We start from the raw sequence: 17,780 nt of genomic DNA, 5'->3' as shown, positions 1-17,780 counted from the left end.
AAATGGTTATGCCTGGTGACAACGTAACTGTTGATGTTGCGCTGATCGTGCCGATCGCCATGGAAGAAAAGCTGCGTTTCGCGATCCGTGAAGGTGGCCGCACCGTTGGTGCCGGTATCGTCGCTTCGATCATCGAATAATTATTGACAAGGCTGCTTGTCAGCCTTGTAACCAATAGAATTTAAATGCAATTATGCATTTATACAGGGGTATAGCTCAGTTGGTAGAGCGACGGTCTCCAAAACCGTAGGTCGCGGGTTCGAGCCCTGCTGCCCCTGCCAGTTTTAAAACAGCGCCGTGCGAATGCCGGCGCTGTTTTTCTTTGCTGTGTCGTTTGTAAAAAAAACTATATCGCCTTTGCAGGCGAGGCTTGTTTCTTTGTGTATATATGCGGGCTTGTTGATCTGTTATTTCGAATTTTGTTCAGGGCAGGGGATTTTTAACAAAGCTGGCGCGGATGATATTGTGATTTGTTGTGCCGGAAATTTCCGCTATAATATACTTTATGTGCATAATGAGCGTAGAATGATATGTGAAGATATGCGCGAATTTAGCGAATAAATGCATATGGGCTTGTGTTTTTATGGAATCGGCTCTATGTAAGGGCAACAGACAAGCGGTGTGCGGGGCTGATTTTAGTCCGGCGCGCCGTTATCTTGTGAGTTCTTTCTGATTAATACATTCTTAACAGCTTGTTTTAGTTGGAAGTAATTTTCTCAGTACAAGCGCAGAGCGGCAAATGGCGTCCAAAACAAATCCGATTACATTTTTTCGTCAGGTTCGCGCTGAGACGGCTAAGGTAACATGGCCGACTCGACGTGAGACAGTAATTTCAACTGTAATGGTTGTTATTATGGCTTTTCTGGCGGCATTGTTTTTCTTTGTTGCGGATCAGCTGATGGCCTATGGCGTAGAGTTGCTTCTGGGTCTCGGACGTTAATATGCGTACTGGTTGGCGTTTGGCCGATGTGAGCTATGCGGGAGAAGCAGAATGACTGCGCGTTGGTATATTGTACACGCATATTCGAATTTTGAAAAAAAGGTTGCTGAGGCAATCGAAGAAAAGGCGAAGCAGAAGGGTCTGTTTCATCATTTTGAAAAAATTCTGGTTCCGACAGAAAAAGTTGTGGAAGTGCGTCGCGGCCGCAAGGTTGATGCTGAGCGCAAATTTTTCCCCGGCTATGTTCTGGTGAGGGCTAACCTTACGGATGATGTCTATCATCTGATTAAAAATACACCGCGGGTTACTGGTTTTCTCGGGACGGAATCAAAGCCTGTTCCGATCAGTGACCGTGAAGTGCAGCAGATTTTGAATCAGGTTCAGGATGGGGTTGAGCGTCCGCGTTCTTCTGTATCTTTTGAGGTTGGTGAATCTGTACGTGTTTCGGATGGTCCGTTTGCTTCCTTTAACGGTATTGTTCAGGAAGTGGATGATGAGCGTTCGCGTCTTAAGGTTGAGGTTTCAATCTTTGGTCGCGCTACGCCGGTTGATCTTGATTTTGGTCAGGTTGAAAAGCTCTGATCATTGCAGTCTTCGGGCTGTCCGCTTGGTGCGGAATTGCCGCTGACGCGGCATTAAACAGGTGGAAGGGGCGCAGGCTTAGCCGCTCTGCAAACCGCACCACCCACTGCAACGCTGCGTAAGCGGCGGTAAACATGTCAGCAATGACATTTGGTTGCCCTTCCGGGCAAGAATAAAAGGCAGAAAATAATGGCTAAAAAAGTTGCAGGCCAGCTTAAGCTTCAGGTGGCAGCTGGCGCCGCAAATCCATCGCCGCCAATTGGTCCGGCATTGGGTCAGCGCGGTATTAATATCATGGAATTCTGTAAGGCATTTAACGCTGCCTCGCAGGAAATGGAAAAAGGTTCGCCTGTTCCGGTCGTGATTACCTATTATCAGGATAAGTCTTTCACTTTTGTGATGAAGACGCCTCCTGTGACATATTTCCTCAAAAAGGCCGCGAATCTGAAGTCCGGCTCAAAAGAGCCTGGTAAATCTTCGGTTGGTACAATTTCACGCGATAAGGTTCGTGAAATTGCTGAAGCCAAGATGAAGGATCTGAACGCTGCGGATATTGAAGCTGCAATGCGTATGATTGAAGGTTCTGCCCGCTCCATGGGTCTGAAGGTGGAGGGCTGATAGGATGGCGAAAATTTCAAAGCGTGTCGCTAAAATCCGTGAAGGCGTTGATTCTACAAAATTGTATGATCTGGGCGCTGCTCTCAGCCTTGTTAAGGAACGTGCCGTTGCCAAATTCGATGAAACCATCGAAGTTGCAATGAATCTTGGTGTTGATCCGCGCCACGCTGACCAGATGGTTCGCGGCGTCGTCAACCTGCCAAACGGTACAGGGCGTACTGTGCGCGTTGCGGTATTTGCCCGTGGCGATAAGGCTGAAGAAGCCAAAAAAGCCGGTGCCGATATTGTTGGTGCGGAAGACCTGTTTGAAACAGTCAATGCCGGCAATATTGATTTTGACCGCTGCATTGCCACCCCTGACATGATGCCGCTTGTAGGTCGCCTTGGTAAGGTACTTGGTCCGCGTGGTATGATGCCAAACCCTAAAGTCGGCACTGTGACAGTTGATGTTGCCGGTGCTGTTAAGGCTTCCAAGGGCGGCGCTGTTGAGTTCCGCGTTGAGAAGGCTGGTATTATTCATGCCGGTATCGGTAAGGCTTCGTTTGAAGTGAAGGCGCTGGAAGAAAATATCCGTGCTTTTGCTGATGCTGTGCTTAAGGCTAAGCCAGCCGGTGCCAAGGGTGAATATCTTAAGCGCGTTGCCGTTTCCTCAACCATGGGCGTTGGTGTCAAGGTTGATCCGTCAAGCGTTAAAATCGCCTGATTTGCTTTTACAGAATAAATCTGTACAAGGCTGATTTGAAGCAGAGTAGATCTTAAGAAGGGGGATTATCTTCTTAAGATTATTGTGAAAGTTTCCGGGGCTCTTCGGAGCCCGGATAACCGGAAGTTATATTCCGGTAATCCTGTCCGAGATTGCGGGTGGTTCGCCTTAATTTTTTGAGCCTGCATGAGACGTGGAATGACCTTATTATCACAGCCTGGCTTGTGTTTAAGGTTTGAACCGTAGTTGCCTTGACCTGATCTGCATTGCAGTGAAGGGGCAGGGGACAGGAACCTCGTAGGTCGGATAGCACTTCTTACACGCTATCCGGCAAAGGCAACCCGGTAAGAGTGCTCCTGTGCATTCTTGCCAACTGGAGAGAGACAGTGGAAAAAGCGGAAAAGCGCGAATTTGTCACTTGGCTGAACGGCACTTTTAAAGAGTCCGGCTCGGTCGTTGTGGCCCACTATAGCGGTCTCACCGTTGCGCAGATGAGCGATCTTCGCGAAAAAGTCCGTGCAGCGGGTGGTGCCGTTAAAGTCGCGAAGAACCGTCTTGCCAAAATCGCTCTTCAGGGCACGGAGTCCGAAGGTATTGCACATCTGTTCAGCGGACAGACTGTCATTGCCTATGCAGCCGATCCGGTTGCGGCTCCGAAAGTAGCAACAGAGTTCGCCAAGACTAATGACAAGCTTGTTATTCTTGGTGGTGCTATGGGTGCAACGCAGCTCGATGCTGAAGGCGTGAAGGCTCTTGCCTCGCTGCCATCAATCGACGAACTGCGCGCAAAGCTGGTTGGTATGATCCAGACACCGGCTACCCGTCTTGCTGTGCTCACAAGCGCGCCTGCAGGCCAGATCGCCCGCGTTATTGGCGCACATGCCCGGAAGAACGAGGCGGCGTAAGGCCGTTCTCGCTGTTATAACAGTTCAAACCTTGAATTAAAGGAATATACAAATGGCTGATCTCGCAAAGATCGTTGAAGACCTGTCCGCACTGACCGTTCTGGAAGCTGCAGAACTGTCCAAGCTTCTTGAAGAAAAGTGGGGCGTATCTGCTGCTGCTCCTGTGGCAGTTGCTGCTGCTGCCGGCGGTGCTGCTGCTCCTGCAGCTGAAGAAAAGACCGAATTTGACGTTATCCTCGCTGATGGCGGCGCAAACAAGATCAATGTGATCAAGGAAGTTCGCGCAATCACCGGTCTTGGTCTTAAGGAAGCTAAAGACCTCGTTGAAGGTGCACCTAAGCCTGTTAAGGAAGGTGCAGCTAAAGACGAAGCTGAAAAAATCAAAGCTCAGCTCGAAGCAGCTGGCGCTAAAGTTGAACTCAAGTAATTTGAGTTATCCGGCGGGCTTAACGGCCCGCCGTTTTCCGCATATAGTGCGGGCGTTTTGATGTGTTGCCTGATTTCAGGTGACAAATAAAAACGAATGGCATAATGAATTGTAAAGGTCTTTCATATCTTGATGGATTTTACAGTTTAAACGGTTACAAACCCTTTTCCTGACAGAAGAGCAGCTGTCAGGAAACGGGTTTTGACCCGTTCATGGGACCGCCGTAAGGCGGCAAGCAACAGGCCCTGGCAATTCCATGGGCTTCAGAACGCCGTAAGGCACAGAACGAGGAGCGACGATGGCTCAGACCCACACTTTTAACGGTCGTAAGCGCGTACGCAAATTTTTCGGCAAGATTCCAGAAGTCGCCCAGATGCCGAACCTTATTGAGGTTCAGAAGGCATCTTATGACCAATTCCTGATGGTGGATGAACCTGAGGGTGGACGTCCTGACGAGGGTTTGCAGGCTGTTTTTAAGTCGGTGTTTCCGATCTCGGATTTTTCCGGGGCCTCTATGCTCGAATTCGTCCGTTACGAATTCGACGCGCCAAAGTTCGATGTGGATGAGTGCCGCCAGCGTGATCTGACCTATTCAGCGCCGCTGAAAGTGACACTGCGTCTTATCGTATTTGATATTGATGAAGATACAGGTGCCAAATCGATCAAGGACATCAAGGAACAGGATGTCTATATGGGCGATATGCCGCTCATGACCGATAATGGTACATTTATTGTTAATGGTACGGAACGCGTTATCGTTTCGCAGATGCACCGCTCACCCGGTGTGTTCTTCGATCACGATAAGGGCAAGACTCATTCTTCGGGCAAACTTTTGTTTGCAGCGCGTGTTATTCCGTATCGCGGTTCTTGGCTCGATATTGAATTTGACGCCAAGGATATTGTTTACGCCCGTATTGACCGCCGCCGCAAGATTCCTGCAACATCATTGTTGATGGCGCTTGGCATGGACGGGGAAGAAATTCTCTCGACCTTCTATAATGCGGTTACCTATACGCGTGATGGCGATAGCTGGCGTATTCCTTATTCCGTTGAACGCTTTAAGGGCATGAAGCTGATTGGCGACATGCTTGATGCTGATACCGGTGAAGTTGTGGCTGAAAGCGGCCGCAAGCTTACTGCCCGTGCGGCAAAGCAGATTGCTGAAAAGGGCGTCAAGGCAATCCGCGCAACGGATGATGATCTGCTTGGTTCCTATCTTGCAGAGGATATTGTCAATTATGCCACCGGTGAGATTTATCTTGAAGCCGGTGATGAGATTGATGAAAAGACTCTCAAGATTCTGCTCGAAACCGGCGGTAATGAGGTCAATGTTCTTGATATCGACCATGTGAATGTGGGTGCTTACATCCGCAATACACTGGCTGCGGACAAAAACCAGTCCCGTCAGGATGCGCTGTTTGATATTTATCGTGTCATGCGCCCTGGTGAGCCGCCGACAATGGATTCAGCCGAAGCGATGTTTGAATCGCTGTTGTTTGATCCGGAGCGTTATGATCTGTCGGCTGTCGGCCGCGTTAAGATGAATATGCGCCTTGACCTTGATGCGGAAGATACTGTTCGCGTTCTGCGCAAGGAAGATATTCTTGCTGTTATCAAGACGCTGGTGGAACTGCGTGACGGTAAGGGCGAGATTGATGATATTGACAATCTCGGTAATCGTCGTGTGCGCTCTGTTGGCGAATTGATGGAAAATCAGTATCGCGTTGGTTTGCTGCGCATGGAGCGTGCGATCAAGGAGCGGATGTCGTCGATTGAGATTGACACGGTTATGCCGCAGGATCTGATCAATGCGAAGCCTGCTGCTGCTGCTGTGCGTGAATTTTTTGGTTCCTCGCAGCTGTCACAATTTATGGATCAGACCAATCCGCTGTCTGAAATCACCCATAAGCGCCGTCTTTCGGCTCTTGGACCTGGCGGCTTGACCCGTGAACGCGCCGGCTTTGAAGTGCGTGACGTACATCCGACGCATTATGGCCGTATCTGCCCGATTGAAACGCCGGAAGGCCCGAATATTGGTCTGATCAATTCGCTGGCAACTTTTGCACGTGTTAATAAATATGGCTTTATTGAAAGCCCGTATCGCAAGATCATTGACGGTAAGGTAACCAATGAAGTGGTTTATCTGTCGGCGATGGAAGAGGCCAAGCATTATGTTGCCCAGGCCAATGCCGAGCTGAACGATAATGGCGAATTTGTTGAAGAGTTCGTGATTTCACGTCATGCCGGTGAAGTTCTTATGGCGCCACGTGAAAATGTGGATCTTATGGACGTTTCGCCAAAACAGCTGGTTTCTGTTGCGGCAGCCCTTATTCCGTTCCTGGAAAATGACGATGCGAACCGTGCTCTCATGGGCTCGAACATGCAGCGTCAGGCTGTGCCTCTGGTGCGCGCTGAAGCGCCGTTTGTCGGAACCGGTATGGAGCCGATCGTTGCACGCGATTCCGGTGCGGCGATTGCTGCACGCCGTGGCGGTGTTGTTGATCAGGTGGATGCGACCCGTATCGTTATCCGCGCAACCGAAGACCTCGATCCTTCGAAGTCCGGTGTTGATATTTACCGTCTGATGAAGTTCCAGCGTTCCAACCAGTCAACCTGTATCAATCAGCGTCCGCTTGTGCGCGTTGGTGATCGTGTAGGCAAGGGCGATATTATTGCTGATGGTCCGTCAACCGATCTGGGCGATCTGGCGCTTGGCCGTAACGTGCTTGTCGCGTTTATGCCTTGGAACGGCTATAACTATGAAGACTCCATTCTGCTTTCTGAAAAGATTGTTTCGGATGATGTCTTTACTTCGATCCATATCGAAGAATTTGAAGTTGCTGCCCGTGATACCAAGCTCGGGCCTGAAGAGATCACCCGCGATATTCCGAATGTTTCGGAAGAGGCACTGAAGAACCTTGATGAGGCCGGTATTGTTTATATCGGTGCTGAGGTTCATCCGGGCGATATTCTGGTTGGCAAGATCACGCCTAAGGGTGAAAGCCCGATGACGCCGGAAGAGAAGCTTTTGCGCGCTATCTTCGGTGAAAAGGCTTCCGATGTGCGTGACACTTCTATGCGTATGCCGCCCGGAACCTATGGTACTGTTGTGGAAGTTCGTGTTTTCAACCGTCATGGTGTTGAAAAAGACGAACGTGCAATGGCGATTGAGCGTGAAGAAATCGAGCGTCTTGCCAAGGACCGCGATGACGAACAATCGATCCTTGACCGCAATACCTATGGCCGTCTGGCTGATATGCTGGAAGGCAAGGCTGCAGTTGCCGGGCCAAAAGGCTTCAAAAAAGGCACGACTGTCAACCGTGATATTCTGAGTGAATATCCACGCTCACAATGGTGGCAGTTTGCCGTTGAGGACGAAAAGGGCCAGAGTGAGCTTGAAGCTCTGCGCAACCAGTATGACGCATCCAAGAAGCTGCTGGAAACACGCTTCATGGATAAGGTTGAGAAGGTGCAGCGCGGCGATGAAATGGCGCCGGGCGTCATGAAGATGGTGAAGGTCTTTGTCGCTGTGAAGCGCAAGATCCAGCCTGGCGACAAGATGGCCGGCCGTCATGGTAACAAGGGTGTGGTTTCGCGCATTCTGCCTGTAGAAGACATGCCGTTTCTTGAAGACGGGACACATGCAGATATCGTGCTGAACCCGCTTGGTGTGCCCTCACGTATGAATGTGGGACAGATTCTGGAAACACATCTGGGCTGGGCATGTGCTGGTATGGGTAAGAAGATCGGTGAACTTCTTGAAGTTTATCGCTCAACAAATAATATCCAGCCATTGCGTGAGACACTGGAGCATATCTATCCGGATAATGATCGTAACGAGCCTGTACGCTCTTATGATGATGACAGTGTTGTCATGCTGGCCGAGCAGGTCAAGCGCGGCGTATCGATTGCCACACCTGTTTTTGACGGTGCTGTGGAAGCTGATATTAATGCGATGCTGGCTGATGCAGGTCTGGCAACATCCGGTCAGTCAACCTTGTATGACGGCCGTACGGGTGAACCTTTTGATCGTCAGGTGACAATGGGCTATATTTATATGCTCAAACTGCACCACCTTGTTGATGACAAGATCCATGCCCGTTCGATCGGTCCGTACTCGCTTGTTACGCAGCAGCCGCTGGGTGGTAAGGCGCAGTTTGGTGGTCAGCGCTTCGGGGAAATGGAGGTCTGGGCGCTGGAAGCTTACGGTGCAGCCTATACCTTGCAGGAAATGCTCACCATCAAATCCGATGATGTGGCAGGACGTACCAAGGTTTATGAAGCGATTGTCCGCGGCGATGATACATTCGAGGCAGGCATACCAGAGAGCTTCAATGTTCTTGTGAAGGAAATGCGCTCGCTTGGTCTGAATGTCGAGCTGGATGATACCCGTGATTATATTGCCCAGGCTGATATGCCTGACGCAGCAGAATAAAAACTACGGCGTGACGCGGTTTTCCGCGCCACGCCATTATTGCCCCTGTCATTGCGGCATATTTTGAAATTATGACGGTTACAGCACTGTGTCTGACCGTCGGATAAGATCAGGGCTATTGCCCGTCAGAGCGTATCAAGGCGCTAAAGCCTGTGCCGGATGCCGCTCTGTATATAGATTCAAACGCATGATGCTTGCAGAAAGTAGGCCAACTTTTTTGTTGAGTATTGTGCCCTAAGGAGAACGGCATGAACCAAGAGGTCATGAATCTTTTCAATCCTCAGGCTCCGGTGCAGACATTCGATTCCATCCGGATTTCGATTGCCAGCCCTGAGAAGATTCTGTCCTGGTCATACGGCGAGATCAAAAAGCCAGAAACGATCAATTACCGTACGTTCAAGCCTGAACGCGATGGTCTGTTCTGCGCCCGCATCTTCGGCCCGATCAAGGACTATGAGTGCCTGTGCGGTAAGTACAAGCGCATGAAATATAAGGGCATTATCTGCGAAAAATGCGGTGTTGAAGTTACATTATCGCGCGTGCGCCGTGAGCGCATGGGCCATATCGAACTGGCTGCACCTGTTGCTCATATCTGGTTTTTGAAATCATTGCCTTCGCGTATCGGCACATTGCTTGATATGACGCTGAAGGATATTGAGCGCGTTCTGTATTTTGAAAATTACATTGTTACCGAGCCTGGTCTGACTTCTTTGAAAGAGCATCAGCTGCTTTCAGAAGAAGAATATATGATTGCTGTTGATGAATTTGGTGAAGACCAGTTCACGGCGCTTATCGGTGCGGAAGCGATTTACGAGCTGCTGGCTTCCATGGAGCTGGAAAAAATTGCTGTACAGCTGCGCTCTGAGCTTGCTGAAACCACTTCGGAACTGAAGACCAAAAAACTGATGAAGCGTCTCAAAATTGTTGAGAACTTCATGGAATCCGGTAATCGTCCTGAATGGATGATCATGAAGATCATTCCGGTTATCCCGCCGGATTTGCGTCCGCTTGTGCCGCTGGATGGCGGCCGTTTTGCAACGTCCGATCTTAACGATCTTTATCGCCGCGTGATCAACCGTAATAACCGCCTGAAGCGCCTGATGGAGCTTCGTGCGCCTGGTATTATTATCCGCAATGAAAAGCGTATGCTGCAGGAAGCGGTTGATGCGCTGTTTGACAATGGCCGGCGTGGCCGCACCATTACCGGTGCCAATAAGCGTCCTTTGAAATCACTTTCCGATATGCTTAAAGGGAAGCAGGGGCGTTTCCGTCAGAACCTGCTTGGTAAGCGTGTCGACTATTCCGGCCGTTCGGTTATTGTGACCGGTCCGGAACTAAAGCTGCATCAGTGCGGTTTGCCGAAGAAAATGGCGCTGGAACTGTTCAAGCCGTTCATTTATGCGCGTCTTGATGCCAAGGGCTTTTCTTCAACGGTTAAACAGGCGAAAAAGCTTGTTGAAAAAGAACGTCCGGAAGTGTGGGATATCCTTGATGAGGTTATCCGTGAGCATCCGGTTCTGTTAAACCGCGCGCCAACGCTGCACCGCCTTGGTATTCAGGCTTTTGAACCAACACTGATTGAAGGTAAGGCAATCCAGCTGCATCCGCTTGTCTGTACTGCGTTTAACGCGGACTTTGACGGCGACCAGATGGCTGTTCACGTGCCGCTGTCTCTGGAAGCACAGCTGGAAGCACGCGTATTGATGATGTCGACCAACAATATTCTGCATCCGGCCAATGGTCTGCCGATCATCGTGCCGTCTCAGGATATGGTGCTGGGGCTTTATTACCTGTCGATTGTTGCTGAAAACGAACCCGGACAGGGCATGATTTTTGCCGATATGGGCGAATTGCAGCATGCGCTGGAAACCAAAACCGTTACATTGCACACCAAGATCAAGGGTCGTTACAAGAGCGTTGATGCTGAAGGCAATCCTGTATCAAAAATCTATGATACAACACCGGGTCGGATGATCATTGGTGAATTGCTGCCAAAGAATGCCAATGTTCCTTTTGATATCTGCAATCAGGAAATGACCAAGAAGAACATCTCCAAGATGATCGATCTGGTTTACCGCCATTGCGGCCAGAAGGAGACAGTGATTTTCTGTGACCGTGTGATGCAGCTTGGTTTTGCCCATGCCTGCCGCGCCGGTATTTCCTTCGGTAAGGATGATATGGTCATCCCAGCCTCCAAAGCCAAAATTGTTGCCGATACGGAAGCTTTGGCCAAGGAATATGAACAGCAATATAATGACGGTCTGATCACACAGGGCGAGAAATACAACAAGGTTGTTGATGCCTGGGGCAAGGCAACAGACAAGATCGCCGAAGAAATGATGGCGCGTATTAAGGCTGTTGAATTTGATCCGGAAACCGGCCGTCAGAAACAGATGAACTCCATCTATATGATGTCGCATTCCGGTGCGCGCGGTTCGCCGTCGCAGATGCGCCAGCTTGGCGGTATGCGCGGCCTGATGGCCAAGCCTTCCGGTGAGATTATCGAAACGCCGATTATCTCCAACTTTAAAGAAGGCCTGACCGTGAATGAGTACTTCAACTCCACGCACGGTGCCCGTAAGGGTCTCGCTGACACGGCGCTGAAAACCGCTAACTCCGGTTATCTGACCCGCCGTCTGGTGGACGTTGCGCAGGATGCGATTATTTCTGAGGCAGATTGCGGTGCAACCGTTGGTCTGACTATGAGCCCGATCGTTGATGCCGGTCAGATTGTTGCTTCGCTTGGCATGCGCATTCTCGGCCGTGTGGCTCTGGATGATATTACGCATCCGGCTACAGGCGAACTGATTGTTGCCTCCGGTGACATGATTGAAGAGCGCCATGTGGAAGTGATTGAAAAGGCCGGTATCCAGACTGTTCGCATTCGTTCGGCCCTGACCTGTCTTACCCGCGCCGGCGTGTGCGGCAAGTGCTATGGCCGTGACCTTGCACGCGGTACACCTGTGAATAAGGGTGAGGCCGTTGGTGTTATCGCCGCTCAGTCGATTGGTGAGCCGGGCACACAGCTGACCATGCGTACATTCCACCTTGGCGGTACGGCTCAGGTTGTGGACAGCTCCTATCTTGAAGCCTCCTATGAGGGCACAGTTACACTGCGTAACCGCAATGTGGTGCGCAATTCCGATGGCCATCTGGTGGTCATGGGCCGTAACATGGCTGTTCTCATCATGGATGCTTCGGGCAAGGAACGCGCAAGCCACCGTGTTGCCTATGGTTCACGCCTGTTTGTGGATGACGGCGATACGGTCAAGCGTGGCCAGCGTCTGGCAGAATGGGATCCATATACCCGTCCGATCATTACCGAAGTTGAAGGTGTGATCGAGTTTGAAGATATGGTTGATGGTCTGTCCGTTGCTGAAACGACAGATGAATCCACCGGTATCACCAAGCGCGTGGTTATGGATTGGCGCTCAACACCGCGTGGTGCTGATCTTAAGCCTGCCCTTGTTGTCAAGGACAAGAATGGCAAGGTTGCGAAATTCGCCAAGGGTGGTGAAGCACGCTTCCTGCTTTCGGTGGAAACCATTCTTTCGGTTGAGCCTGGTGCAACAGTGCGTGTTGGTGATGTGATTGCGCGTCTGCCAATGGAAAGCGCCAAGACCAAGGATATTACCGGTGGTCTGCCACGCGTTGCGGAACTGTTTGAAGCGCGCCGGCCAAAAGATCATGCGATCATTGCCGAGGTTGACGGTACAATTCGTTTCGGCCGCGATTACAAGAACAAGCGCCGCATTATTATTGAGCCGAATGACCATAATCTGGAACCGGTTGAATATCTTATCCCTAAGGGCAAGCCTTTCCATCTTCAGGATGGCGATGCGATTGAAAAGGGTGATTATATTCTTGACGGTAATCCTGCGCCGCATGACATTCTTGCGATTAAGGGTGTGGAGGCTCTCGCTTCCTATCTCGTGAATGAAATCCAGGAAGTGTACCGATTGCAGGGTGTGACGATCAACGATAAGCATATTGAAGTGATCGTCCGTCAGATGTTGCAGAAAGTTGAGATCACGGAATCCGGTGACAGCACCTATATTCCGGGCGATCATGTGGATCGTATTGAACTCGACGAAATCAATGAGCGTCTGGTTGAAGAGGGCAAGAAGCCTGCAGAAGGCCAGCCGGTTCTGCTTGGTATCACCAAGGCATCGCTGCAGACACCGTCCTTCATCTCGGCTGCTTCCTTCCAGGAAACAACCCGCGTTCTTACAGAAGCCGCGGTTGCCGGTAAGATGGATACGCTGCAGGGTCTGAAGGAAAACGTGATTGTTGGTCGTCTTATCCCTGCCGGTACCGGTGGTATGATGAGCCAGATCCGCCGTATTGCGACAGCCCGCGATGATCTTATCATTGATGAGCGCCGCAAGACTTCCGGTGCTGATACGGCCAATGCAATGCTGGTTGATATGACCAATAATGCAGCGGAATAAATGCTGTTGTAAAATAAACAAAAAGGCCGCCTTCAGGGCGGCCTTTTTATGTGTTTTTTTGTGTGCAGTCTGTGCGGGAATTGAAATCAGCCGCTTATTTTGCCAGTTGATGAATACGCCAATTGGTAAGATCAATCATACAGCCTTGCTGCATATCGCCGGCGCCGGAGCCGCCAAGTGCCGCATCGCCAATGCGCTTGCATTCCGCATCACGAAAACGCAAAAATGCTTTTTGGGATTTTTTCAAAGAACGAATGGCCGTTTTGACACTAGATGAGCCGGTCTCCTCTATCGCGCGGCGTGTTTTTTCAAATTGTGTCTTCAATTTTTCATCTGCAATTTTCTGCTGTTCTTGCAGGCAGCCTTGCAATTCTGTCCGCGGTTTTGAGCCGATGATTGTATAACAATGATCAAGCGCGCCGGTCTGTTGCGGGGTTTCAGCGGCTGAGGCAGAAAATGCAGTAGGTACAACAAGCAGCGCGGCAATCAATAAAGAATATTTTGAGATATGATTATGCATAGCAGACTCCTTATAAAAATAACTATGCATGAAATTATGGTGAAATAATATTCCAAAAATCTGCGCAAACTGTAAATGATATCCGGCAAAATTTCGTTTATAAAAATAAAGAGGCGGTGGTTACCGCCTCTGTGCTGATTGTAAATAAAAGATGCTGAATAAGCTTATTCTTCATCATCATGTGAGCCATCAAATTCAATCAGGGCTACCTGACCGGAGAGGGCGGTATTATACGCACTCAGATATGGCTCTTCTTCCGGCTGTTCAGTAAGGGTGCCGATTTCGGATATTTCAGCTTCGGCAAACCCCTCATTTGCCAAAATTTCCAAGGTTGTTTGAATAATGTTCTCATCAGGCTTTGCCTGCAGGAGCATGTGGACATTCACAGGATCGCTCTCGTCCTCTTTCCAGGCATCTGCAATAATAAGATACACATTATTCGAATCGGGATTAGTGTCTGACACTGGGCATTCCTTAATTTGAAGTTAACATTGCCCTGTATCAGGGCCTGAAACGGCTGAATCAGACAGGTTGAATAAAAGATAATCTGTATAAAAGACAGTCATATCAGGATTCTGGCTGCAATTTATGCGGTTTGGATAGGAAATGGCGCCGAATTTCAAAAAAACAGCCGGTTTTAAGGCATATTTTGCTGTTTTATCTGTCATAAATCAGAAAACTGAAGCGGCGGTCTTGACGAAACGCGCCTTTAAGCGTATCAGCACACCATCTGAGCCGATGTGAGGCTGGCTGATCCGGAGTGAATGGCTCTGGAGTTCGTCTCAAACAGGGTTCGTTTTACGATATTTAGTGCAAATTGCCGTTCGCATGAAGGTAACTTCCTCTGCTTTTGTTCGGGCATGCCAGTGCTAGCACTGGCACAATGTCCGATTTTGTGCATGAGCATAACGGTGAAACGGCCCGATTGGGCGAATGATACGAATAAATTAAGTAGAGGAAGGTTCAATGCCTACCGTAAACCAGCTGATCCGTAAACCGCGCCAAGCGCAGGTTAAGCGTAATAAGGTTCCTGCTTTGCAGGCAAACCCGCAGAAGCGTGGTGTTTGTACCCGTGTTTATACAACAACACCTAAAAAGCCGAACTCGGCGCTGCGTAAAGTGGCAAAGATTCGTCTGACCAATGGCTTTGAAGTGATTGGTTATATTCCGGGTGAGGGTCATAATCTTCAGGAGCACTCTGTTGTTATGATCCGCGGCGGTCGCGTAAAAGACTTGCCGGGTGTTCGTTATCACATCATCCGTGGTGTACTTGATACCCAGGGTGTGAAGAATCGTAAGCAGCGTCGTTCGCTTTATGGTGCTAAACGTCCTAAATAAGTAATTTTCCGGGGATACCGGCCACCTGATCCTCAGGTGAGTTGAGCCCGATGTAATTAAAGAGACTGACATGTCCCGTCGTCATAGTGCTGAGAAGCGTGAAATTAATCCGGATCCTAAATTTGGTGATCTGGTTGTAACCAAATTCATGAATGCGATTATGCTTCATGGTAAGAAATCTGTTGCAGAATCCATCGTTTACGGTGCTCTGGAAGCAGTGGAAGCCAAGGCTAAGCAGGATGGTCTGACAATGTTCCATCAGGCGCTTGATAATGTTGCGCCGCATGTGGAAGTGCGCTCGCGCCGTGTGGGTGGTGCGACCTATCAGGTTCCTGTTGATGTCCGTCCTGATCGTCGTCAGGCGCTGGCAATCCGCTGGCTTATCAATGCTGCACGTAACCGCAATGAGACAACGATGATTGATCGCTTGTCGGGTGAGTTGCTCGATGCTGCAAATAATCGTGGCTCTGCTGTCAAGAAGCGTGAAGATACGCATCGTATGGCGGAAGCTAACCGCGCATTCTCGCATTACCGCTGGTAATCGTCGAACTCTGTTCAAAGAGCAAATATTATGGCCCGCGAATATAAAATCGAAGACTACCGTAATTTCGGTATTATGGCGCACATCGATGCCGGTAAGACGACAACGACTGAGCGTATTCTTTTCTACACGGGTAAGAACCACAAGATCGGTGAAACCCATGACGGTTCCGCCACGATGGACTGGATGGAGCAGGAGCAGGAGCGTGGTATCACCATTACCTCTGCTGCAACCACCACATTCTGGCAGGGTCGTGATGGCAAGAAGCGTCGCTTCAATATTATCGATACGCCGGGTCACGTTGACTTCACCATTGAAGTTGAGCGTTCCCTGCGCGTTCTCGATGGTGCGATTGCGCTGCTCGATGCGAATGCCGGTGTAGAGCCGCAGACTGAAACCGTATGGCGTCAGGCTGAAAAATATCATGTGCCACGCATGATCTTTGTCAATAAAATGGACAAGATCGGTGCGGATTTCTTCCGCTGCGTTGATATGATCAAAACCCGTCTTGGTGCGACTGCTCTTGTTGTGCAGTTGCCAATCGGTGCTGAAAACGAATTTGAAGGCGTTATCGATCTTATCGAAATGAAGGCGCTGACATGGGATGGTTCTATCGGTGCTGTTACCGAGGTTAAGGATATTCCTGCCAACCTTCAGGCAAAAGCTGAAGAGTATCGTGAAAAGCTGATCGAAACCGCTGTTGAAATCGATGAAGCTGCAATGGAAGCTTATCTGGAAGGCACTCTGCCTACCAATGATGAGCTGCGTGCTCTTATCCGTAAGGGTACGATTGCTGTGCAGTTCCATCCTGTAATGTGCGGTACTGCATTCAAGAATAAGGGCGTGCAGCCTTTGCTGGATGCGGTTGTGGATTATCTGCCTGCGCCTAACGAAGTGCCTGCAATCAAGGGTATTGACGTTAAGACGGAAGCTGAAACCACGCGTGAATCTTCCGATGAAGCGCCGCTTTCATTGCTTGCATTCAAGATCATGAATGACCCGTTTGTAGGTTCGCTCACTTTCGCACGTATTTATTCGGGCAAGCTGACCAAGGGTGTTTCTCTTGAAAACACCGTCAAGGGCAAGCGTGAGCGTATCGGCCGTATGCTGCAGATGCACTCCAACAGCCGTGAAGATATTGATGAGGCATTTGCCGGCGATATCGTGGCTCTTGCCGGCCTGAAGGAAACCACAACCGGTGACACGCTTTGCGATCCGCTGAAGCCTGTTATTCTGGAACGTATGGAATTCCCTGATCCGGTTATTGAAATCGCGATTGAACCAAAGACCAAGGCTGACCAGGAAAAGATGGGTATTGCGCTCAATCGTTTGGCTGCTGAAGATCCTTCATTCCGCGTTAAGTCTGATGAAGAATCCGGTCAGACCATTATTGCCGGTATGGGTGAGTTGCACCTTGATATTCTGGTTGACCGTATGCGTCGTGAATTCAAGGTTGAGGCCAATGTCGGTCAGCCGCAGGTTGCTTACCGTGAAAGCATTACCCGTCAGGCAGAAATCGATTATACACACAAGAAGCAGTCCGGTGGTTCCGGTCAGTTTGCTCGTGTTAAAATCGTATTCGAGCCGCATGAAGGTGATGATTTCCTCTTCGAATCCAAGATCGTCGGTGGTGCTGTTCCGAAAGAATATATCCCTGGCGTTCAGAAGGGTATCGAAAGCGTTATGGGTGCAGGTCCTCTGGCCGGTTTCCCTATGCTTGGTGTGAAGGCAACACTTATCGATGGTGCTTACCACGATGTTGACTCGTCTGTTCTGGCCTTCGAAATTGCTGCACGTGCTGCATTCCGTGAAGGTGCGCAGAAAGCCGGCGCTCAGCTGCTCGAACCGATCATGAAGGTCGAAGTTGTGACGCCTGAGGATTATGTTGGTGATGTTATTGGTGATCTGAACTCCCGTCGCGGTCAGATTTCCGGTACTGAAGCCCGTGGCATTGCCACTGTTATCAATGCAATGGTTCCGCTGGCCAGCATGTTTGGCTATGTGAACAGCCTGCGTTCGATGTCTCAGGGTCGTGCCCAGTACACCATGCAGTTCGACCATTATGAGCCGGTTCCGGCTGCGGTCGCCGCAGAAATTCAGAAGAAGTTTGCGTAAGCCTCTCGGCTTACGCTCGTTAAAATTAAGAATGCCTGAGCAGGCTAAATTGATGGAGAGCTCAGATGGCAAAGAGCAAATTTGAACGTACCAAACCGCACGTCAATATCGGCACTATCGGTCACGTTGACCATGGTAAGACCTCGTTGACAGCTGCTATCACCAAGTTCTTTGGTGATTTCCGTGCCTATGATCAGATTGATAA

Annotated in this window: 15 protein-coding genes and 1 tRNA gene; 14 read left to right on the top strand and 2 right to left on the bottom strand. The window is 49.9% G+C overall.

The window, feature by feature from the left end; genetic code table 11:
* From ACSTTO_RS00465 to rpoC, 10 genes are all read left to right on the top strand, one after another.
* Nucleotides 1-140, top strand: a 140-nt coding sequence (locus ACSTTO_RS00465) for an EF-Tu C-terminal domain-related protein (protein ID WP_500690824.1), incomplete at its 5' end; no start/stop codon positions are given.
* Nucleotides 141-205: 65 nt separating this feature from the next.
* Nucleotides 206-281, top strand: a tRNA-Trp gene (locus ACSTTO_RS00460).
* A gap of 458 nt (nt 282-739) precedes the next feature.
* Entirely contained in the window at nt 740-940 is a 201-nt protein-coding gene (gene secE / locus ACSTTO_RS00455) for a preprotein translocase subunit SecE (protein WP_439271152.1), read from the top strand.
* Nucleotides 941-991: 51 nt separating this feature from the next.
* Nucleotides 992-1,522: a transcription termination/antitermination protein NusG gene (gene nusG, locus ACSTTO_RS00450; protein WP_439271151.1), complete on the top strand. Its 531-nt coding sequence runs from the start codon at nt 992-994 to the stop codon at nt 1,520-1,522.
* Between the two features lie 189 nt (nt 1,523-1,711).
* The gene (rplK, locus tag ACSTTO_RS00445; protein WP_439271150.1) at nt 1,712-2,140 is read left to right on the top strand and encodes a 50S ribosomal protein L11; all 429 of its coding nucleotides are present in this window, start codon (nt 1,712-1,714) and stop codon (nt 2,138-2,140) included.
* 4 nt (nt 2,141-2,144) lie between these two features.
* A complete protein-coding gene (rplA, locus tag ACSTTO_RS00440) occupies nt 2,145-2,843 on the top strand; it encodes a 50S ribosomal protein L1 (protein WP_439271149.1) in 699 nt (232 codons plus the stop codon).
* 386 nt (nt 2,844-3,229) lie between these two features.
* Nucleotides 3,230-3,748, top strand: a complete 519-nt coding sequence (gene rplJ / locus ACSTTO_RS00435) for a 50S ribosomal protein L10 (RefSeq protein WP_439271148.1) — start codon at nt 3,230-3,232, stop codon at nt 3,746-3,748.
* 52 nt (nt 3,749-3,800) lie between these two features.
* Nucleotides 3,801-4,175, top strand: a complete 375-nt coding sequence (gene rplL / locus ACSTTO_RS00430) for a 50S ribosomal protein L7/L12 (protein WP_439271147.1) — start codon at nt 3,801-3,803, stop codon at nt 4,173-4,175.
* A 298-nt stretch (nt 4,176-4,473) separates the two neighbouring features.
* Nucleotides 4,474-8,610: a DNA-directed RNA polymerase subunit beta gene (gene rpoB, locus ACSTTO_RS00425; RefSeq protein WP_439271146.1), complete on the top strand. Its 4,137-nt coding sequence runs from the start codon at nt 4,474-4,476 to the stop codon at nt 8,608-8,610.
* A 248-nt stretch (nt 8,611-8,858) separates the two neighbouring features.
* Nucleotides 8,859-13,061: a DNA-directed RNA polymerase subunit beta' gene (gene rpoC / locus ACSTTO_RS00420; RefSeq protein WP_439271145.1), complete on the top strand. Its 4,203-nt coding sequence runs from the start codon at nt 8,859-8,861 to the stop codon at nt 13,059-13,061.
* Nucleotides 13,062-13,155: 94 nt separating this feature from the next.
* Here the strand turns inward: rpoC and umoC are convergent, their stop codons facing one another.
* Nucleotides 13,156-13,581, bottom strand: coding sequence for a UmoC family flagellar biogenesis regulator (gene umoC, locus ACSTTO_RS00415; RefSeq protein WP_439271144.1), 426 nt, complete (start codon nt 13,579-13,581; stop codon nt 13,156-13,158).
* Between the two features lie 164 nt (nt 13,582-13,745).
* The gene (locus ACSTTO_RS00410) at nt 13,746-14,060 is read right to left on the bottom strand and encodes a hypothetical protein (RefSeq protein ID WP_439271154.1); all 315 of its coding nucleotides are present in this window, start codon (nt 14,058-14,060) and stop codon (nt 13,746-13,748) included.
* Between the two features lie 487 nt (nt 14,061-14,547).
* On the opposite strand from ACSTTO_RS00410, the gene rpsL reads away from it, so the two are divergent.
* The 4 genes from rpsL to ACSTTO_RS00390 form a co-directional block, all read left to right on the top strand.
* On the top strand, nt 14,548-14,919 hold the full coding sequence (gene rpsL / locus ACSTTO_RS00405; protein ID WP_022709963.1) for a 30S ribosomal protein S12: 372 nt from the start codon (nt 14,548-14,550) through the stop codon (nt 14,917-14,919).
* A 70-nt stretch (nt 14,920-14,989) separates the two neighbouring features.
* A complete protein-coding gene (gene rpsG / locus ACSTTO_RS00400; protein WP_439271143.1) occupies nt 14,990-15,460 on the top strand; it encodes a 30S ribosomal protein S7 in 471 nt (156 codons plus the stop codon).
* Nucleotides 15,461-15,490: 30 nt separating this feature from the next.
* Nucleotides 15,491-17,575, top strand: coding sequence for an elongation factor G (fusA, locus tag ACSTTO_RS00395; protein ID WP_439271142.1), 2,085 nt, complete (start codon nt 15,491-15,493; stop codon nt 17,573-17,575).
* Between the two features lie 65 nt (nt 17,576-17,640).
* A partial coding sequence (locus ACSTTO_RS00390; RefSeq protein WP_439271153.1) for a GTP-binding protein occupies nt 17,641-17,780 on the top strand: 140 nt, incomplete at its 3' end.

Source organism: Pseudochrobactrum albidum (genome assembly GCF_051851455.1).
GTDB lineage: Bacteria > Pseudomonadota > Alphaproteobacteria > Rhizobiales > Rhizobiaceae > Pseudochrobactrum.
This window is presented reverse-complemented; position numbering and strand designations above follow the sequence as displayed.